The 15,595-nt window shown below is 54.9% G+C and carries 15 protein-coding genes; 6 read left to right on the forward strand and 9 right to left on the reverse strand.

What is annotated here, in order from left to right:
- Window positions 1–77: 77 nt before the first annotated feature.
- The gene (locus ACR0IK_RS18650) at window positions 78–758 is read right to left on the reverse strand and encodes a FadR/GntR family transcriptional regulator (protein WP_480596288.1); all 681 of its coding nucleotides are present in this window, start codon (window positions 756–758) and stop codon (window positions 78–80) included.
- A 141-nt stretch (window positions 759–899) separates the two neighbouring features.
- On the opposite strand from ACR0IK_RS18650, the gene ACR0IK_RS18655 reads away from it, so the two are divergent.
- From ACR0IK_RS18655 to ACR0IK_RS18675, 5 genes are read left to right on the forward strand one after another with little or no spacing between them, the layout of a single operon-like run.
- Window positions 900–1,814, forward strand: a complete 915-nt coding sequence (locus tag ACR0IK_RS18655) for a fumarylacetoacetate hydrolase family protein (protein WP_480642707.1) — start codon at window positions 900–902, stop codon at window positions 1,812–1,814.
- A gap of 58 nt (window positions 1,815–1,872) precedes the next feature.
- Window positions 1,873–2,901 carry an ABC transporter substrate-binding protein gene (locus ACR0IK_RS18660; protein WP_480642708.1) on the forward strand — a complete coding sequence of 343 codons (1,029 nt, stop codon included), beginning with the start codon at window positions 1,873–1,875 and terminating at the stop codon, window positions 2,899–2,901.
- Window positions 2,898–3,707 (forward strand): ABC transporter ATP-binding protein, encoded by an 810-nt coding sequence (locus tag ACR0IK_RS18665; protein WP_480596280.1) that lies wholly within the window; start codon window positions 2,898–2,900, stop codon window positions 3,705–3,707. Before ACR0IK_RS18660 ends, ACR0IK_RS18665 begins: the two co-directional genes overlap by 4 nt.
- Window positions 3,704–4,576, forward strand: coding sequence for an ABC transporter permease (locus ACR0IK_RS18670; RefSeq protein ID WP_480642709.1), 873 nt, complete (start codon window positions 3,704–3,706; stop codon window positions 4,574–4,576). Before ACR0IK_RS18665 ends, ACR0IK_RS18670 begins: the two co-directional genes overlap by 4 nt.
- A complete protein-coding gene (locus ACR0IK_RS18675) occupies window positions 4,566–5,642 on the forward strand; it encodes an Ldh family oxidoreductase (RefSeq protein WP_480596275.1) in 1,077 nt (358 codons plus the stop codon). Before ACR0IK_RS18670 ends, ACR0IK_RS18675 begins: the two co-directional genes overlap by 11 nt.
- A 42-nt stretch (window positions 5,643–5,684) precedes the next feature.
- Here the strand turns inward: ACR0IK_RS18675 and ACR0IK_RS18680 are convergent, their stop codons facing one another.
- The gene (locus ACR0IK_RS18680; RefSeq protein ID WP_480596273.1) at window positions 5,685–6,362 is read right to left on the reverse strand and encodes a GntR family transcriptional regulator; all 678 of its coding nucleotides are present in this window, start codon (window positions 6,360–6,362) and stop codon (window positions 5,685–5,687) included.
- A 9-nt stretch (window positions 6,363–6,371) separates the two neighbouring features.
- On the reverse strand, window positions 6,372–9,191 hold the full coding sequence (locus ACR0IK_RS18685; protein WP_480642711.1) for an FAD-binding and (Fe-S)-binding domain-containing protein: 2,820 nt from the start codon (window positions 9,189–9,191) through the stop codon (window positions 6,372–6,374).
- A gap of 191 nt (window positions 9,192–9,382) precedes the next feature.
- Here ACR0IK_RS18685 and ACR0IK_RS18690 point away from each other — a divergent pair, with 191 nt between their 5' ends.
- The gene (locus ACR0IK_RS18690; protein ID WP_480642712.1) at window positions 9,383–10,546 is read left to right on the forward strand and encodes a pyridoxal-phosphate-dependent aminotransferase family protein; all 1,164 of its coding nucleotides are present in this window, start codon (window positions 9,383–9,385) and stop codon (window positions 10,544–10,546) included.
- On the opposite strand, the gene ACR0IK_RS18695 is transcribed toward ACR0IK_RS18690, so the two are convergent.
- Genes ACR0IK_RS18695 through ACR0IK_RS18720 form a run of 6 tightly spaced genes read right to left on the reverse strand, consistent with a single transcriptional unit; the run spans window position 10,533 to window position 15,591 of the window.
- Complete coding sequence (locus ACR0IK_RS18695; RefSeq protein ID WP_480642714.1) at window positions 10,533–11,651, reverse strand: cytochrome-c peroxidase; 1,119 nt, start codon at window positions 11,649–11,651, stop codon at window positions 10,533–10,535. The two genes, ACR0IK_RS18690 and ACR0IK_RS18695, sit on opposite strands and share 14 nt — an antisense overlap.
- Before the next feature lie 8 nt (window positions 11,652–11,659).
- Window positions 11,660–12,037 (reverse strand): hypothetical protein, encoded by a 378-nt coding sequence (locus ACR0IK_RS18700; protein ID WP_480642716.1) that lies wholly within the window; start codon window positions 12,035–12,037, stop codon window positions 11,660–11,662.
- The gene (locus tag ACR0IK_RS18705) at window positions 12,034–12,840 is read right to left on the reverse strand and encodes an amidohydrolase family protein (RefSeq protein ID WP_480596259.1); all 807 of its coding nucleotides are present in this window, start codon (window positions 12,838–12,840) and stop codon (window positions 12,034–12,036) included. Before ACR0IK_RS18705 ends, ACR0IK_RS18700 begins: the two co-directional genes overlap by 4 nt.
- A 21-nt stretch (window positions 12,841–12,861) precedes the next feature.
- Entirely contained in the window at window positions 12,862–13,728 is an 867-nt protein-coding gene (locus ACR0IK_RS18710) for a dioxygenase family protein (protein WP_480642717.1), read from the reverse strand.
- A 10-nt stretch (window positions 13,729–13,738) separates the two neighbouring features.
- Window positions 13,739–15,043: a TRAP transporter large permease gene (locus ACR0IK_RS18715; protein ID WP_480642718.1), complete on the reverse strand. Its 1,305-nt coding sequence runs from the start codon at window positions 15,041–15,043 to the stop codon at window positions 13,739–13,741.
- Window positions 15,040–15,591: a TRAP transporter small permease subunit gene (locus ACR0IK_RS18720; protein WP_480596252.1), complete on the reverse strand. Its 552-nt coding sequence runs from the start codon at window positions 15,589–15,591 to the stop codon at window positions 15,040–15,042. Before ACR0IK_RS18720 ends, ACR0IK_RS18715 begins: the two co-directional genes overlap by 4 nt.
- Between the last annotated feature and the right edge of the window lie 4 nt (window positions 15,592–15,595).

A 15,595-nucleotide genomic window follows, 5' to 3' on the forward strand; every position in this document is an offset into this window, starting at 1 on the left:
ATCTATGCTATTTTGCAAGAGCCACGGCTTCAATATGGCGCGACCATTTCCCAAATTGGTTGGGCTTTGGCGCTACCTCAGTCGTCGGACTGGATGCTCTTTGGCAGCACACGCGAATAAACCGATTTCAGGTGATCTACCATGGCGCTGGCCGCAAGCTCGCCATCACCCTTTGCTATGGCTGACACAATCACATCATGTTCACTAAAACTGGAATAATCTTCTGCGGGTTTCAAAGTCTCTCGTGGCTGCCCCCAAACAATTGATCTTCGAACCGAATTCAAAGTCTCGAAGAAGTATAGAAAGAGCTGGTTTCGAGTAGAGCGGGCTATGGCGTAGTGCAAATTGTTGTCCCACGCTTCGTAAGTGCGCCAATCTTCTGCCGTGCGACATTTGTCCGCGCAAAGCCTCATTTGCTCACGGTCCGAACGAGTAGAATGGAGCGCCGCCAGCCGGCTAAGCTGCGGTTCGATCGTAAATCGCACCGACACAACCTGTTCAGGTTTAATTTGATTGCCCAAATAGGTTACGTCGGTGAGGTTGAGAACCGGCCTGGAACCAACAAATGTTCCCCGCCCCACATGACGCCAGATCAGCCCCTGGGCTTCAAGCTCTGCCAACGCTCTTCGCAACTGATTGCGGGTTGCCCCAAGTTTTGAACACAGCTCACGTTCAGGTGGGAGCCTGTCGTTATGCCTGTATCCGGCATTGTTAATCAGGTCGCGTACACGGTGCGCGAGTTCGGTTGGTGCGCTCATATCTCCACCCAATTTGGTGATTGGTTGATTGATTGAAACGCCAAGTCGGAAAAAACTCAAGGCCAAGAAACAAGCAAACATCGAGTCGCCGGACAGAGCCCGCGACCCGAGCTTTGCATCAGCACTAGGGAGGAGAGCCGAGTGCGATTAGCAACTGTTTCCGTAGAGGGCAACGCAGTTTGCGTGGCAATACTTGCCGATGGCAGCAGATTGGACGTTTTGCACGCAGCACAAATCCTTGGCATGGCGCTGGATGCCAGTACGATGCAGCAGTTGATTGCAGGCGGCGAAGTTACGCTTAAGACCTTAAATTCAATCGTTTCGTCAGCAGAATCAGGAGAACTGACAGACGCGTTGGTGCCCGCTGATGCACCATTTTTGGCTCCAATTCCTGCTCCGCGTAAGAACGTGTTTTGCGTTGGGCGCAACTACGCTGAACACATCGCCGAGGGTGATCGGGCGCAAAACCAGAAAGTTGGTGTAACCGAGCATCCGGTGTTCTTCACAAAACCGCCGACGTCCATTGTGGCACCAGAGGCCGAAATTTTGATTTTTCCAAAGGTTTCGCAGGCCATCGACTATGAAGTTGAACTGGCAATTGTGATCGGAAAACCGGGGCGCAACATAGCTAAGGCTGACGCATACGAGCATGTATTCGGCTATACTATCCTCAATGACATCACCGCTCGTGACATCCAACGCCGACATGGTGGGCAGTACTTCAAAGGCAAGGGTTTGGATGGGTCTTGCCCATTGGGTCCCTTAATAGTGACCGCCGACGCAGTAAGCGATCCACACGCATTATCAATTGGAATAACGATCAACGGTGAACAGCGCCAAAACGGAACGACGGCGGACATGATTTTCGACATTCCAACGCTGATCGCTTCCCTGTCGGAGGGCATGACCCTGGAACCTGGCGACGTTATCGCTACTGGCACGCCGTCGGGTGTCGGGTACGCGATGGACCCTCCACAGTTCCTGAAAGACGGGGACATCGTGGTTTGTGAAATTTCAGAAATCGGCACGCTCAGGAATACCGTGCGCGCCGTGTAAGTGGCTCCTGCATTGCTGAATATGCGGGACGCCAACCATGCAAGGGAGGAAGACTACAATGATGAACAGAAGGACTTTCACAGCGTCTTTGCTTTCGGCGGTACCGGTAGCGGGAGCATTGGGAACACAGGTTTTTGCGCAGGATTTGCGTAAAATTACTTTCGTGCAGCCAAGCCCTTCGGCAATCAATTCATTTCCGGTGTTTGTTGCCATTGGAGAAGGGTACTTCGCGGATGAAGGTTTGGATGTAACTGTCGAGGCGATTAACGGCTCGGGCGCCGTGCTTCAGGCATTATCCGCCGGGCAAGCGCATTTCGGTCGCCCAGGACCTGGCCCCTTGATTGCCGCACGGTCGCGCGACGTGGATGCCGTACACATCTACAACGTTGCCGCCCGCAGCAACTTTGGCATCGCCGTGCCGGAAGACTCTGACATTCAAAACGTCGAAGAACTGCGGGGCAAAGTCATCGGAACAGGTACCGCGGATGGCGCTGAAGTGGGCTTTGCACGAAACGTAATGACCGGGGCTGGCATGAAAGAGGGTGAAGACTTTACCTTCCTGACCGTCGGCGATGGCGGCCCAGCAACTGCGGCTTTCCTTAACGGCGAAATCGACGCTTATTCTGCTTCGACGGCTGACACGGCAATCCTGAACCAGCGCGGTATGGCGGTGCGTGACATCACGCCTGCGGAATTCGGGCGCTTCTTCGGAAACGGTATTGCAACTATGGCTGACACAATCGCCAATGACCGCGAATTGGTTGAGGCCTGGAGCCGCGCGTTCGCACGTGGACACGCTTTTGCGCTTGATGATGCCAACCGCGAAGCCGTGTTGAAGCACCTGGCGGACGGAAATCCGCAGGAAGGCGAGGACAAAGAGTTCCAGTCAGCGCTGTTCGATGCCGTGCGTTCAAAAACCATAGCAGCAGATCCAAGCAATGGTCTGGGATGGTATCCCGCCGAGGTTTGGCAAGAATGGCAAGATGCGCTGGTCGCAGGGGGCGAAATTCCAGGGCCACTTGATGACCTGAGCGCTGCGTGGACCAATGAGTTTGCTGCCATTGGCAACGAGGCCGCCAGCAAATGAACGCTGAAGTCACCCATGAGTTTTCCGGCGCGCCCCTGGGCACGCCGGTCTACGAGTTGACCCACGTAAGCAAGACCTATGCGCGCAATCTGGTTGTCGCGCTCGAGGACATAAATCTGACGCTTCGGAAAGGAAGCTTCACATCTGTCATCGGGTCCAGCGGGTGCGGAAAGTCAACTCTGCTCAAGATCATGGCGGGCCTGATCCCGCCCACCAAGGGGCGCGTGATCCTTCAGGGACAACCGGTCACAGGGACCCGCCGGGACATCGGTATGATGTTTCAGCAAGCGACGCTTTTCCCCTGGAAAACGGCCGTAGAAAACATCGTCTTGCCGATTGAAATCCGCGATGGAAAGGCGGCGGCCAAGCAAGCTATGGCCAAGGCGCAGGAACTTTTGGACATCGTGGGTTTGCAAGGGTTCGAAAACGTATATCCGAACGAATTGTCAGGCGGCATGGCACAGCGCGCTTCAATCTGCCGAATGCTGATCACAGAACCAGCCGTGCTTTTGATGGACGAACCATTCAGCGCTCTCGATGAATTGTCGCGCGATATGATGAACATGGAATTGCAGCGGATATGCCGGGAACAGGATGCGACTGCTTTTCTTGTAACGCACTCCATTCAGGAGGCCGTTATTTTGTCTGACGAAATCGTCGTTCTCAAACCGCGCCCGGGCAGGATTGCTGAAATCGTCGAGGTCGACCTGCCGCGCCCACGAACGCTCGATATGATGACTACACCAAAATTCGGCGCTATCGTAGACTACATTCGCAGCCTCCTGGATAAGGGAGAAGAAATGTGAGCGAAGTTCAGAATTACTCACCTTCCGTAAAAGACGCTGACACCGCAGAAGACACTGTATGGGAGCAGAAAGTTCACTTTATCGACTCGGTCCCCCGCTGGTTGGCGATGACCTTTGTCTTCGTGGTATTCGTCGGTACCTGGCAAATTGTGACCAGTTTTAAGCTGGTCTCTCCGATCATTTTACCGACGCCGATGGAAACCCTCAAAGATATGATCTTCGTGGGGCAAAACCTTTTGACCGGCGGCTACATGCTTGGTGCGCTGTGGATCACGATAAAGGAAGTCATCTACGGTTTTGCGCTGGCAATCGCGATCGGGTTTTCGCTGGGCGTTTTGGTTGGCGAAACGGCCTTTGGCGAGAAGGCCGTGATGCCCTATTTGGTATCTATCGATACGATGCCAAAAGTCGCGTTCGCACCGCTATTTGTGGCTTGGCTGGGGTTCGGCATTGAATCCAAGGTGGCACTTGCGGCCTTTATCGCAACCTTTCCAATCGTAGTTGGTACTGCGGCTGGGCTTCACGCCGCCGACGAAAACGCGCGCATGTTGTTCAAGACGATGGGTGCGAGCCGGATGCAGACATTGATCAAAATGAAGCTGCCGACCGGGTTGCCACAGATTTTCACCGGCCTCAAAATCGGAGCAGTCGGTGTTATGGCTGGCGCGATCACAGGAGAATTCCTGGGTGGCGGAAAGGGATTTGGTGAACTCATCCGTGTTGCAGCTTCGCAGCTCAACACGCCGCGCGTGTTCTCCTTGATCCTGTATCTAAGCCTCGTTGGTCTCGCTGTATTTGCGTCAGTGGTTTGGACACAGCGTAAGCTGGTGTTCTGGTACAAAGAGCAGGTTGGCAGAGATGACTTCTGAGCCTGTGAAAATAGACTGCCAGAGCTTGCGTGAATTTGTGGCAAGCGCGCTCGAAACGCAAGGTGTGCCAGAAGCCGATGCGGACAGGGTGGCCTCGCTGATGGTTGAGGCCGACATTTTCGGCTATGGCACTCACGGGGTTTTTCGCCTGCGCCAGTACCTTGCCCGATTAGCAGGTGGCGGGTGCAATCCCACGCCCAACGTCACTATTGAACATGAAACCGTCGCAACCGCGTTGATTGACGGCGATGACGGCCTTGGTCACCTGGCTATGGCGGCGGCACGTGATCTTGCAGTAAAAAAGGCAAAAGAGGTCGGCATCGGATGGGTTGGTGTTCGGCGCGGCAATCATGCAGGACCACTGGCACTTTATGTGCGCCCGCAAGCCGAGGCTGGGTTGCTTGGCATGGCTGCGGCGGTGGGCAGTGCAAACCACGTACCGCCCTATGGCGGAAGCGACTTGCTTCTTGGCACCAATCCCATCGCATTCTCTGCCCCTGCCGATGGCCCGGACCCGTTTGTGTTCGATATGGCGACGACCGTTGCCGCGATGGGTAAGATCAAAACCCTGTTGCAGCAAGGCGAACCTATGCCCGAAGGTTGGATGGTTGGGCGTGATGGCAATCCGTTAACGGACCCTGCCCGCAAATCAGAAGGGTTTCTTTTGCCGATCGGAGGTCCGAAGGGTTTCGGCCTTTCCGTGGCTATCGGGTTGATGGCCGGGGTGCTGAATGGCGCGGCATTCGGCTCTGACGTGGTCAATTTCACCTCGGATACAACTTCATCCACAAACACCGGCCAGTTCGTTATGGCGCTCAATCCGGCAGCCTTTGGGATGGGCAATGACTTTGCTTCTAACGCAGCCCGCGTCTTCTCTGAAATGCGCGCATCCGCCCCCCTGCCCGGTCATGACCCGGTGCGCTTGCCCGGAGACGGCAAAACGGCTGCCGCAGAGGCCCGCCGCAAAGACGGTGTGAGGCTGAACCCCGCTCTTTGTCGAGACCTTAACAAACTTGCTGAGGACTGTGGGCTATCTCCTCTGTTTCCTAGTCTCAGCACCGACTAGCAGCGCATCCGTGGGAAGCTGGTAGGCGCTTTTGACGAGAATTTAGCGAGGTGTCTCGTCCTCTGCCTCCAGCGCTTTCACAAGAGCAAAAAGTTTGTTCATCATGTGAAGCTTCATGGTTTTTCCAAGCCCATCTGCATCGCGGGCTTTAAGCAACTCCATCATGGCTTCATGTTCATCAATTGCCTGCGCCCAGCGTTCGTCCGACAAGTTGGCCATAAAACGTGCACGGCGGACCCGCGCGGCTAAAAGCTTGTGGTGGTTTTCCAAAATTTCGTTTCGCGCGCTCTGAATAAGTGCCTGATGGATGTCCTGATTGGCTTTGAAATACGCCTGCCGATCACGCGCCTCGTACGCGCTCAGCATATCCTTGTGGCTACTTTCAATCCGTTGAAATTCTGCGGCGTCCATCTGCTGACAGGCCAGTTCACCCACAAGTTGCTCAAGCGCTGCAAGCACTGGAAACGTGTTCTCCAATTCCTCTCTCGTTACACTTGCAACGCGAGCACCACGATTGGCCTGAAGCACCACGAAACCTTCTGATGCAAGAACCTTTAAGGCTTCTCTCAGTGGTGTCCGTGAAACACCCAAGGAGTCACAAAGCTGCTTCTCGGGCACTTTTTCACCCGGCTTCAACACATCCTCTACAACAAGATTGCGCAAACGTTCGACCAGCTCTTCATGTAACGTCGTGCGCTTGATGCTGTCCGTCAGATTCATTACCACTTCCTATTCATCAAGTGCCATTTCCAACAGGCGCGCGACATGCACGGGCTGCCGCCGAGTGCCCTCAGTAATTTGGTGCCGGCACGATGTTCCATCCGCCACAATAATTGCATCTGCAGGCGCCTTTTCTAAAGCCGGAAACAGGTCGAGCTTTGCCATCTTGATCGAGACATCGATAGTGTCGGGCGCGTATCCAAATGCCCCGGCCATACCACAACAACTGCTTTCAATCATGTGAACCTGCGCCTCGGGAATACGCTTCAGAAGATCAAGCATCGGTGTGACGGCATCGTGCGCTTTCTGGTGGCAATGTCCATGTACGTATATTGGGTGCTTCAACGGTTTCAGGGGCAAGTTCGATTGGCCGGCCAAAAACTCCTCGAAGGTACACGTGGCTTGCGACAACAGTTCTGCATCCCGTCCCGGGCAAAGAGCCAAATATTCGTCACGAAAAGTGAGGATTGAGGACGGTTCAAGTCCGACCACCGGCACCCCTTGAGCGACTGCCTCTCGCGTCGCGTCGATCACGCGCTGCGCCTCATGACGCGCCTCTTCCACGCAACCCACAGCCAAAAGAGTGCGCCCGCAATCCAGCGGCCTTCCAGTTTGGTCATCCCGTGCTACGGCGACCCGCAGTCCTAGCGCACGCAGGACCCGGACCGCGGCGCGTAGATTGTCAGGCTCGAAATATCGGTTGAACACATCGACAAACAGAAGAACCTGCGGATCAGCGTCCTGTGCCTCGGCATCCCGGAACGGGTCTGAAGACCACACTGGCAAGTCACGTCGCGCCGAAATTCCAGTCGGTTTTTCCAGTAGTTTACGCAAAGGAACAATTTTATTACGGGTATTCAAAAGCCACGCAACTTTTGCCGCTTTAGGTGCATATCTGGGCAGATAAGCTATTAATTTATCTGCCAATATCAGCCCGCCTTTTTTGCGCTTCGCTGAAAGCACTTCGATCTTCATGCGGGCTATATCAACGCCAGTCGGGCATTCACGCGCGCAAGCCTTGCAAGACACGCAGTATTTCATCGTGTCCTGCATTGCGTCCGAGGTTAAACCGCCCGGCAACTGCCCGCTGATGGCAAAACGCAACGTGTTTGCCCGCCCACGTGTGGCATCACGTTCGTTTCGGGTCGCACGGAAGGAGGGACACATAACCCCGCCCTTGAGCTTGCGGCACGCACCGTTATTGTTGCACATCTCGACGGCGCCCTGGAATCCTCCTCCGGCACCCGGCCAAGCCGACCAGTCCAACGCCGCCTCAAATTCCGGAACTGAATAGTTCGGGCCGTAGCGGAATAGGCGGCGATCATCCATGGCAGGAGCGTGCACGATTTTGCCGGGGTTCATTAACCCATCGGGATCGAACCGGTCTTTAACCTCTTCAAACGCAGAAACGATGCGCGGGCCAAACATCTTGCCATGAAACTCTGATCGCACGATTCCATCGCCGTGTTCGCCTGAATGAGACCCCTTGTATCTCTTGACCAGATCAAAGGTTTCTTCGGCAATCGCTCTCATTGTCCGGACGTCCTTATCCTGCCGCATATTCAGCACAGGACGAACATGTAAACACCCGACTGAGGCATGCGCGTACCATGTCCCCTTTGTGCCGTGTCGGGCGAAAATTTCAGTCAGGCCAGCGGTGTAATCGGCGAGATCAGGCAACGGGACGGCGCAGTCTTCAACGAACGAGATCGGTTTACCCGCCTCTTTCATCGACATCATCACGTTCAACCCAGATTTTCTGTATTCCGCGATCGAGTTTTGCAGTTTGGTATCAGTAACTGATACAACTCCGCCCCAACGGTTTTCAATCCCGCTGAAATCAAACCCGAGATCTCCCATCAGTTGGGAAAGCTCAACCAGTTTTGCAGCATTGTCCTCAGCGCTACCCTCGGCGAATTCCACCAGCAGCAGGGCTTCGGGGTCGCCTTCAACAAACGCCTCAATCGTACTGCGGAACAGCGGGATTTCACGCCCCAATGCGATCATGGTGTCGTCGATCAACTCTACCGCCTGTGGTCTGAGCGTCACGAGGTGCTGCGTAGCCTCCATCGCAGCACGAAACGTCGGGAAATGACACACGCCGGTAACTTTTTCACCCGGCAATTGAGCCAGTTTCAGCTCCAGTTCTGTGAAATATGCCAGCGTACCTTCTGACCCCACCAGCAAATGGGACATGTTGACGTCGTTACCTACGAGCGCATCGATATTATATCCGCCCACACGACGCTGAACTTTAGGAAACCGGGCATCAATTTCCGAAGCCTCGCGACGCCCCAGAGCACGCATGTCTCCAACAAGATCCGCATACTCGCCAGGTACCGCCATATCGGCGCTGAACCGTGCTTCCATTCCGTCGCTGAGGATTGCACTTATTGCACGGACATTGTCGCGCATGATCCCGTAGCGCAGGGATTTTCCGCCTGAAGAGTTGTTGGCGGCCATTCCTCCAAGCGTGCAGCGCGACGCGGTTGAGGGATCAACAGGAAACCACAGACCATGCGGTTTCAATGCTTGGTTCAGTTGATCCAGAACGACACCCGGCTGAACACGCGCGACACGGTTTTCAACGTCCACGTCCAGAATGCGATTCAAGTGCTTGGTGTTATCCAGGACAACGCTTTGATTGACCGTTTGCCCACATTGCGATGTGCCGCCGCCGCGCGGAAGAATGGAGCATCCTTCGTCACGCGCAACAGACAACACGACCCGCACGTCCTCTAAGTTTCGGGGAATGACCACCGCGTCCGGTATCATCTGATAGATCGAAGCGTCGGTCGAGTATCGTGCGCGCGATGCCGGGTCAGCCATCACCTCTCCCTGGACATCTGATAACAGTCGGCGGTGCAACGATCCATGTTCAAGCATCGGGTTCGCCTTCTCTTCCCAACTAGCCAATAAGAAGCTTCACTTCACCGTTGACTGAATAATGAATTCATAATTAAGTTTTGCCAATAGGTAATCATGCCACTTTCATGACACCAACAGAAGGATCAGTTCAGATGCGCCAGGCGGGCAGACATTTTTTGCAAATCCCAGGGCCAAGTGCCGTGCCGGAACGCATCCTGAAGGCCATAAGCATGCAGACCATCGACCACCGTGGGCCAGATTTTGCAGAAGTAGGCCACAAGGCCCTCGCTGGGATGAAAACGATTTTCAAGACAGAACAAAACGTCTTTATTTACCCTTCATCCGGGACAGGCGCATGGGAAGCTGCGCTTGTGAACACAGTGTCGCCGGGCGGAAAAGTTCTTATGTACGAAACAGGGCATTTCGCATTCATGTGGAACAAATTGGCCAAAAAAATAGGATTGCAGCCCGAGCTGATTGAAGGGGATTGGCGTGGTGGTGCGGACCCCAATCAGATTGAAGACCACCTGCGAATGGACAATCAGCACGAGATCAAGGCGGTCTGCGTTGTCCACAACGAAACGTCGACAGGGTCAGTCTCACCTATCGAGGACGTGCGCAGCGCTATGGACGCAGCAAAACACCCTGCGCTTCTTATGGTTGACTCAATCTCTGGCCTTGCATCGATCGATTTCAGGTTTGATGACTGGGGCGTAGATGTCTGCGTCTCAGGTTCGCAAAAGGGACTGATGCTACCACCCGGTCTGAGCTTCAATGCTGTAAGCGATCGTGCGTTGGAACATTCAAAATCCGTTACAACGCCACGCAGCTATTGGGATTGGCAGGATATGGTCGGGCCAAACCTGAAAGGGTTTTTCCCTTATACGCCCGGCACCAATCTTCTTTACGGATTAATTGAGGCCATCGAAATGTTGCATGAAGAAGGACTGGACAACGTATTCGCCCGGCATTCGCGCCACGGAACCGCGACACGGGCTGCCGTGCAAGCATGGGGTCTCGAGGTACTGTGTGCTCGCCAAGGTCAGGAATCGGGCGTCCTGACCGCTGTCAAAGTCCCGGAAGGGCACTCTGCGGATGCCTTCCGCGCGACGGCGCTGGAACACTATGACATCTCACTTGGAAATGGCCTGTCGAAAGTGGCCGACAAAGTGTTCCGCATAGGTCACTTGGGGGATTTCAACGACCTGATGTTGATGGGCACACTCTCAGGCGTAGAAATGGGACTCGCCAAAAGCGGTGTGCCGCACAATACAGGCGGTACTCAGGCTGCATTAGAGTATCTCAAGGCCGCGTAGCACTGGACAAAGTCTCCAAAAACGCCACGAGGGCCGCGATCTCCTGTTCCGTCAATTTCAGTTCCGAAAGAACCGCCTCGCCGTCGGTGTGAAGCCTTTCCGTGTCGATTTCGCTGTAGTGCCGGACCACGGCATCAAGATCATCCAGGCTGCCGTCATGCATGTAGGGGGCGGTTTCCGCCACGCCTCGCAGGCTGGGCGTACGAAAGATTCCAAAATCAGAATGGCTTCGTCGCACATTTCGGACCGCCCACGCGCCTTGCTTATCCGGATCGTCAGTCCAGTCTCCGTCCAATGTATAAGGGCTGGAGAGCAAAAAATTCAGTCCTCCGAACCGCCCTTCATCGACCTTTGTCTTGCTCAGAAAATACGGTACGCCAGCGTCGTGGAATTCGTTGTTGGAAAATCTCGGGCCGTTATGGCAGAACGCGCAATTCCCGCGCCCCAAGAAGAGCTGAAGACCTCGCTGGGCAGCTTCGGGGTAGTTTGCAGCCTCTGCCAGATCGCTGCGCTCCAACGCGTCGCGAAAATCGTCAAATTGTGTCCGCTCGGTTACCAGCGTTTCCAGATAAGCTGATAGGGCTTTTGCAGTGTTTACCAACACCAGATCGGGGTTTTGACCTTCAATTTCGCCAAAAATATCTTCAAAATCATTGACATAAGGACTTTCGGAAATGACCCTCTTCAGGCTCTCCTTGCTGTGCGCCATCTCTTGTTCTTCGATGATCGGATGCAAGCTGGCTGCCCAAAGATTATCGCTCTTTCCGCCCCACCCGTACCATCGCAGACCAGCCAGGTTCCGCAGTGATGGCGTATTCCGATCCAAAAGCACGCGGCCGAACGCACGCGGATCGAGCGTGGTAAATGCCTGCTCGGGGTCGTGACAACTTGCACAGGCTAATGCACCGTCAATCGACAACACCGGATCATCGAAAAGCGCAGCGCCCAGCGCAATCGCTCGGGGATCGTTTGAAACCCTATTGCTTGGATCCGGCTGGATTAGTGGCGGCCACGGCCCGAAGGACAACGTTTGCTGGATCTCGTCTTCTGATAGTAAGACCTCAGCACGCACTACACTCGTCAGGGCCACGAACGCGACTGTCACCCACAGCTTCATTTCAACGCTAAGTCAGAAGTGTAGGATAACGTTTGCCCGTTATACTCGACGTCCACTTGCAGTTCCCACATTCCCGGCATGTGAAACAGCATATCATCGATACGGAACACGTCGTCGCCTATTGCAGTGACAACTGGAAGGTAGTTCATCCCGTGTTGGTGAGCAGGCATGACTGCATCGACACGCATTTCACTTACGGCAGTTTCACCGCACACCGTGAGGAGTATCGAAAACGGCTGGGCCAACGGGATTTCGTCGACAGCCACATGCACCGCAGGTGCGTTCTGAGTTTCTGTACTCATCCGTTGCCCCGTCGCCTCACAAGCGATGGCCGCGCCGGAAGATGCCAGAAACCAGACGAGCCAGCGGATCATTTTGATGCCAGCAAACGTTCTGCGTTGGCATAGGCAATGTTGTCTGCGATCTGATCTGGAAGCAATTCCAGCCATTCGCGTGAAAAATCTGCATGCGGGCCGACGTAATACCAGCGCTCCGGTGCAAACGTATCGGTACCGACCATAAACCGATCAGGATGTGCTTCGAACGCAGCTTGCCAATCCGGATCGACACGGCCCCGCGAGACCATATCGGAACGGAACGCCAGATCGGCCCAAAGCCGGGGATACGCGTTTAAAGCGTCGACCACCTTCCCCGGATCGTCAAAACCTGAGTGGGCCCATAACACCCGAGCCTCCGGCCAGGTTTCGAAAATCAGGTCTACCGCCTCGCGATCACCATGGTGGTGCAGAATTAGGTTCCGCTCTTTGGCCAGCGCGATCATGTGCTGGATGACTGGCGTCTTAATGTCATTTCCATAGGCGTGAAATTCGCCGATGGCTTCATAGTCATTCTTAGCCAGATTTGCTTCCAGATAGTCGATAACTGTTTCGTCGTGCATCCAGGTGTTGATCTCACCACGACGCCGATAAGGGCGAAGTGCCGGAACAACGATGTCCGGCGCTGCAGCCAAAAGCAGTTGCGTTCCGTTATCGTCCGAGCTGGAAACCAGGGCTTTCCGCACGCCTGCATCCCGCAGGATTTTGGCCACCTGTTCGGGCGGAACCAGTTTGACGGCATCATGGCTGTAGTGAATATGCGCATCGAAGATCGGCCGCTCTTCCGCGATGGCCTCACCGCAGAACAGCCATGCACCTAAAATGAAGGTATATCTTAGCATTTCAAACATCCTCCATAGCGTTCAGTCCCGAGCAAGCGTGACGTCGAAATTCACGTGCAGGTAAGGTTCAGTGATCTTACCTGAAAGTGCCATGTCATTGGGAAATTCTGAAGCGGGTCGTTCGACATACGTCATCACCAGATCGTCCCGAACGCCGAAGACCGTATCCTGATCCAGATAGGGATCGTCGTCCGGAAAAATCTCGGTCACGAGTGAGCGATAGCCGGGGGCTTTGACGATAAAGTGTAGGTGTGAGGGCCTCCACGGATGGCGACCGCAAGCGCGCAGAATATCGCCGACTGGCCCATCAGACGGCACAGTGTATTCAACAGGCTTAACTGTGGTGAACGCATATCTGCCGTCATCGCCAACTGTTATCAGCCCGTGGAAAGAAAAGGTGTCCTGTTCTTCATCCTGACTGGCGTAAAGGCCATTGGGGGCCGTTTGCCATATGTCGAGTTCTGCGCCGGCAATGGGATTGCCCTCTGTGTCCCGAATGACGCCTTCAGCAAGCAGAACCGGCCCGCTGTAATGTCGTTTCATATCCCCACCCATGGGCAGCGGAGGTGCGCCGGATACGTGAAACGGGCCCAACACCGACGAACTTGTTGCGCCTGGACTTGAATGCAGCATGTCCACCAAAGAAGACAGGCCCAGGACGTCCGACGCCAGCACAAACTCGTGGCGATCCTCGGTTTCCACAGCGGCACAACCCTCGAGAAACGCAATCCCAGCGCGCCATTCGTCATGCGTCAGGTTGGTTTCGCGCGCGAAGTCATGAAGATGCTTGACCAGGGACCCCATAATTTCACGCATCCGCGGATCGGTGTCTTTGGACAGGTATCCCATGAAGACGTCGGTGATATTGTCTTTGGTGACAGAGCGCATCTTGGCCTCCTTAAATCAGGGCAAGGCTGAGGATCGGGAACTCGATCAGAATGAACAGAACGATCAGCATCACGACAGCAAAGGGAAGTGCGCCCATGAACACATCCTTGAGCGATATGCGGTCGTCGTTGATCGTAGATTTGATGACAAAACACGATATGCCCAGAGGCGGGGTCAGAAGTCCGATTTCGGCTCCGACCACGGTGATAATCCCGAACCAGATCAGCGACATATCAAGGGCCTCGGCCATGGGCAGGAACAACGGGACGACGATCAGGATGATCGATGCTGTGTCGAGCAATGTTCCCAAGAAAAGCATCAGCAGAACATAGAGCAGCATAATCGACCAGAAAGACGCGGAATTCCCTGCAAGCAAATCCTGCAACTGGTTGGGCAGACCAGCGAGTCCCAGCATGCGGCTGTAGATTGACGCTGCAGTGATCAGGAACAGGATCGCCGCTGTGATATGGCCGGTCTCCAGCAACGCATCCCAGAAGGCTCTGGGCGTCATGGATTTGCGCGCAACGGCGATAACCAGCGCGACCAGTGCCCCGGCTGCCCCTGCCTCGACAGCGGTTAACCACCCCGTGTAAATGCCGCCGAGCACCACGGTGATGATGAACAATGTCGGCAGGGTTTTGGATGCGATCTCGCGCTTGGACATCCATTCGGTGTCTTCGACGACCCGGCCCCCAACGAATGATGGTGTGAAACGTCCCATGACCCAAATCGCGCCAACATAGGCGATTGCCAGCATGATGCCCGGTATAACTCCCGCAAGGAACATGTCCCCAACGGATTGTTCGGCGACAAACGAGTATATGATCAACATTGCCGAAGGCGGGATGATCATGCCCAGCACCGAAGACCCGGCCACCACGCCAACAGCAAAACGCGGATTGTAGGCCTGCGCCATCATCTGCGGGACCGAAACTTTGGTGAACACCGATGCCGACGCAATTGACGACCCTGTAACTGCGGCAAAGACGGCGTTGGCTCCGACGGTTGCCATTCCGATACCGCCTTTGACCTTGCGAAATCGCATGGTCATGACTTCGTAGATGTCCCTGCCCAACCCGGCCTTTGAAACGATGAGCCCCATGAAGGTAAACAACGGGATGGTTGCAAAGCTGTATTCCATCGCGCTGTCGCCGACCGCCACTTTCAACAGGTTCAGAGCCAGCGTGAAATTGTCCCGCATCAGCCAAATCGACACGAACGAGACCACGCCCAGTGCGACAGGAATGTAAACGCCTGCGTAAATCAGAAAGACGATGGCGATGACCGAGATCAGGCCAATCTCAATCGGCGTCATTCTGCGGCCTCGTCATGTTCAGGGGTGCGAATTAGATGCGGGCGGTCCTGCGCCGTGACAACCTTGAGCAGGAAGATCACGCAGGCAAGCGCAGTACCGCACGCGATGACCAGTTTGACCGGCCACCATGGCAGTGTGAAAAGACCCGGAACTCCGAAGTAGTCCTGCGTCTCCCACATGTGCAGGAATTCCGGAAAGGTTACATAGGCAATTAGGCCCATGAAGATTGCCGAGATGGCATTGATGATGCGCCTCAGATTGCCCGTCAGACCAGGGCGGCGATGGTGCAGCAGGTTCAGAAACCCGTCCGAGCGCGTCAGCCGATCCACTCTGACCACGTCGGCCAGTTGCAGGAAAACGATCATCACGACCGAAAACTGCACCATTTCGTAAGTGCCTCGAAGCGGAGCCGAAAACAGCCCGCGCGCAACGACGTCGACATTCAGAATGACCACCAACGCAAGGACGACGAGCGTGCCCAAAGCGTTGGCAGTTATTGCAAGCGAATTAGCGACCCGCGACAGAACGGCAACTGCGGTCTTCAGCATGTAT

This window comes from Ruegeria sp. BF7 (genome assembly GCF_056538605.1).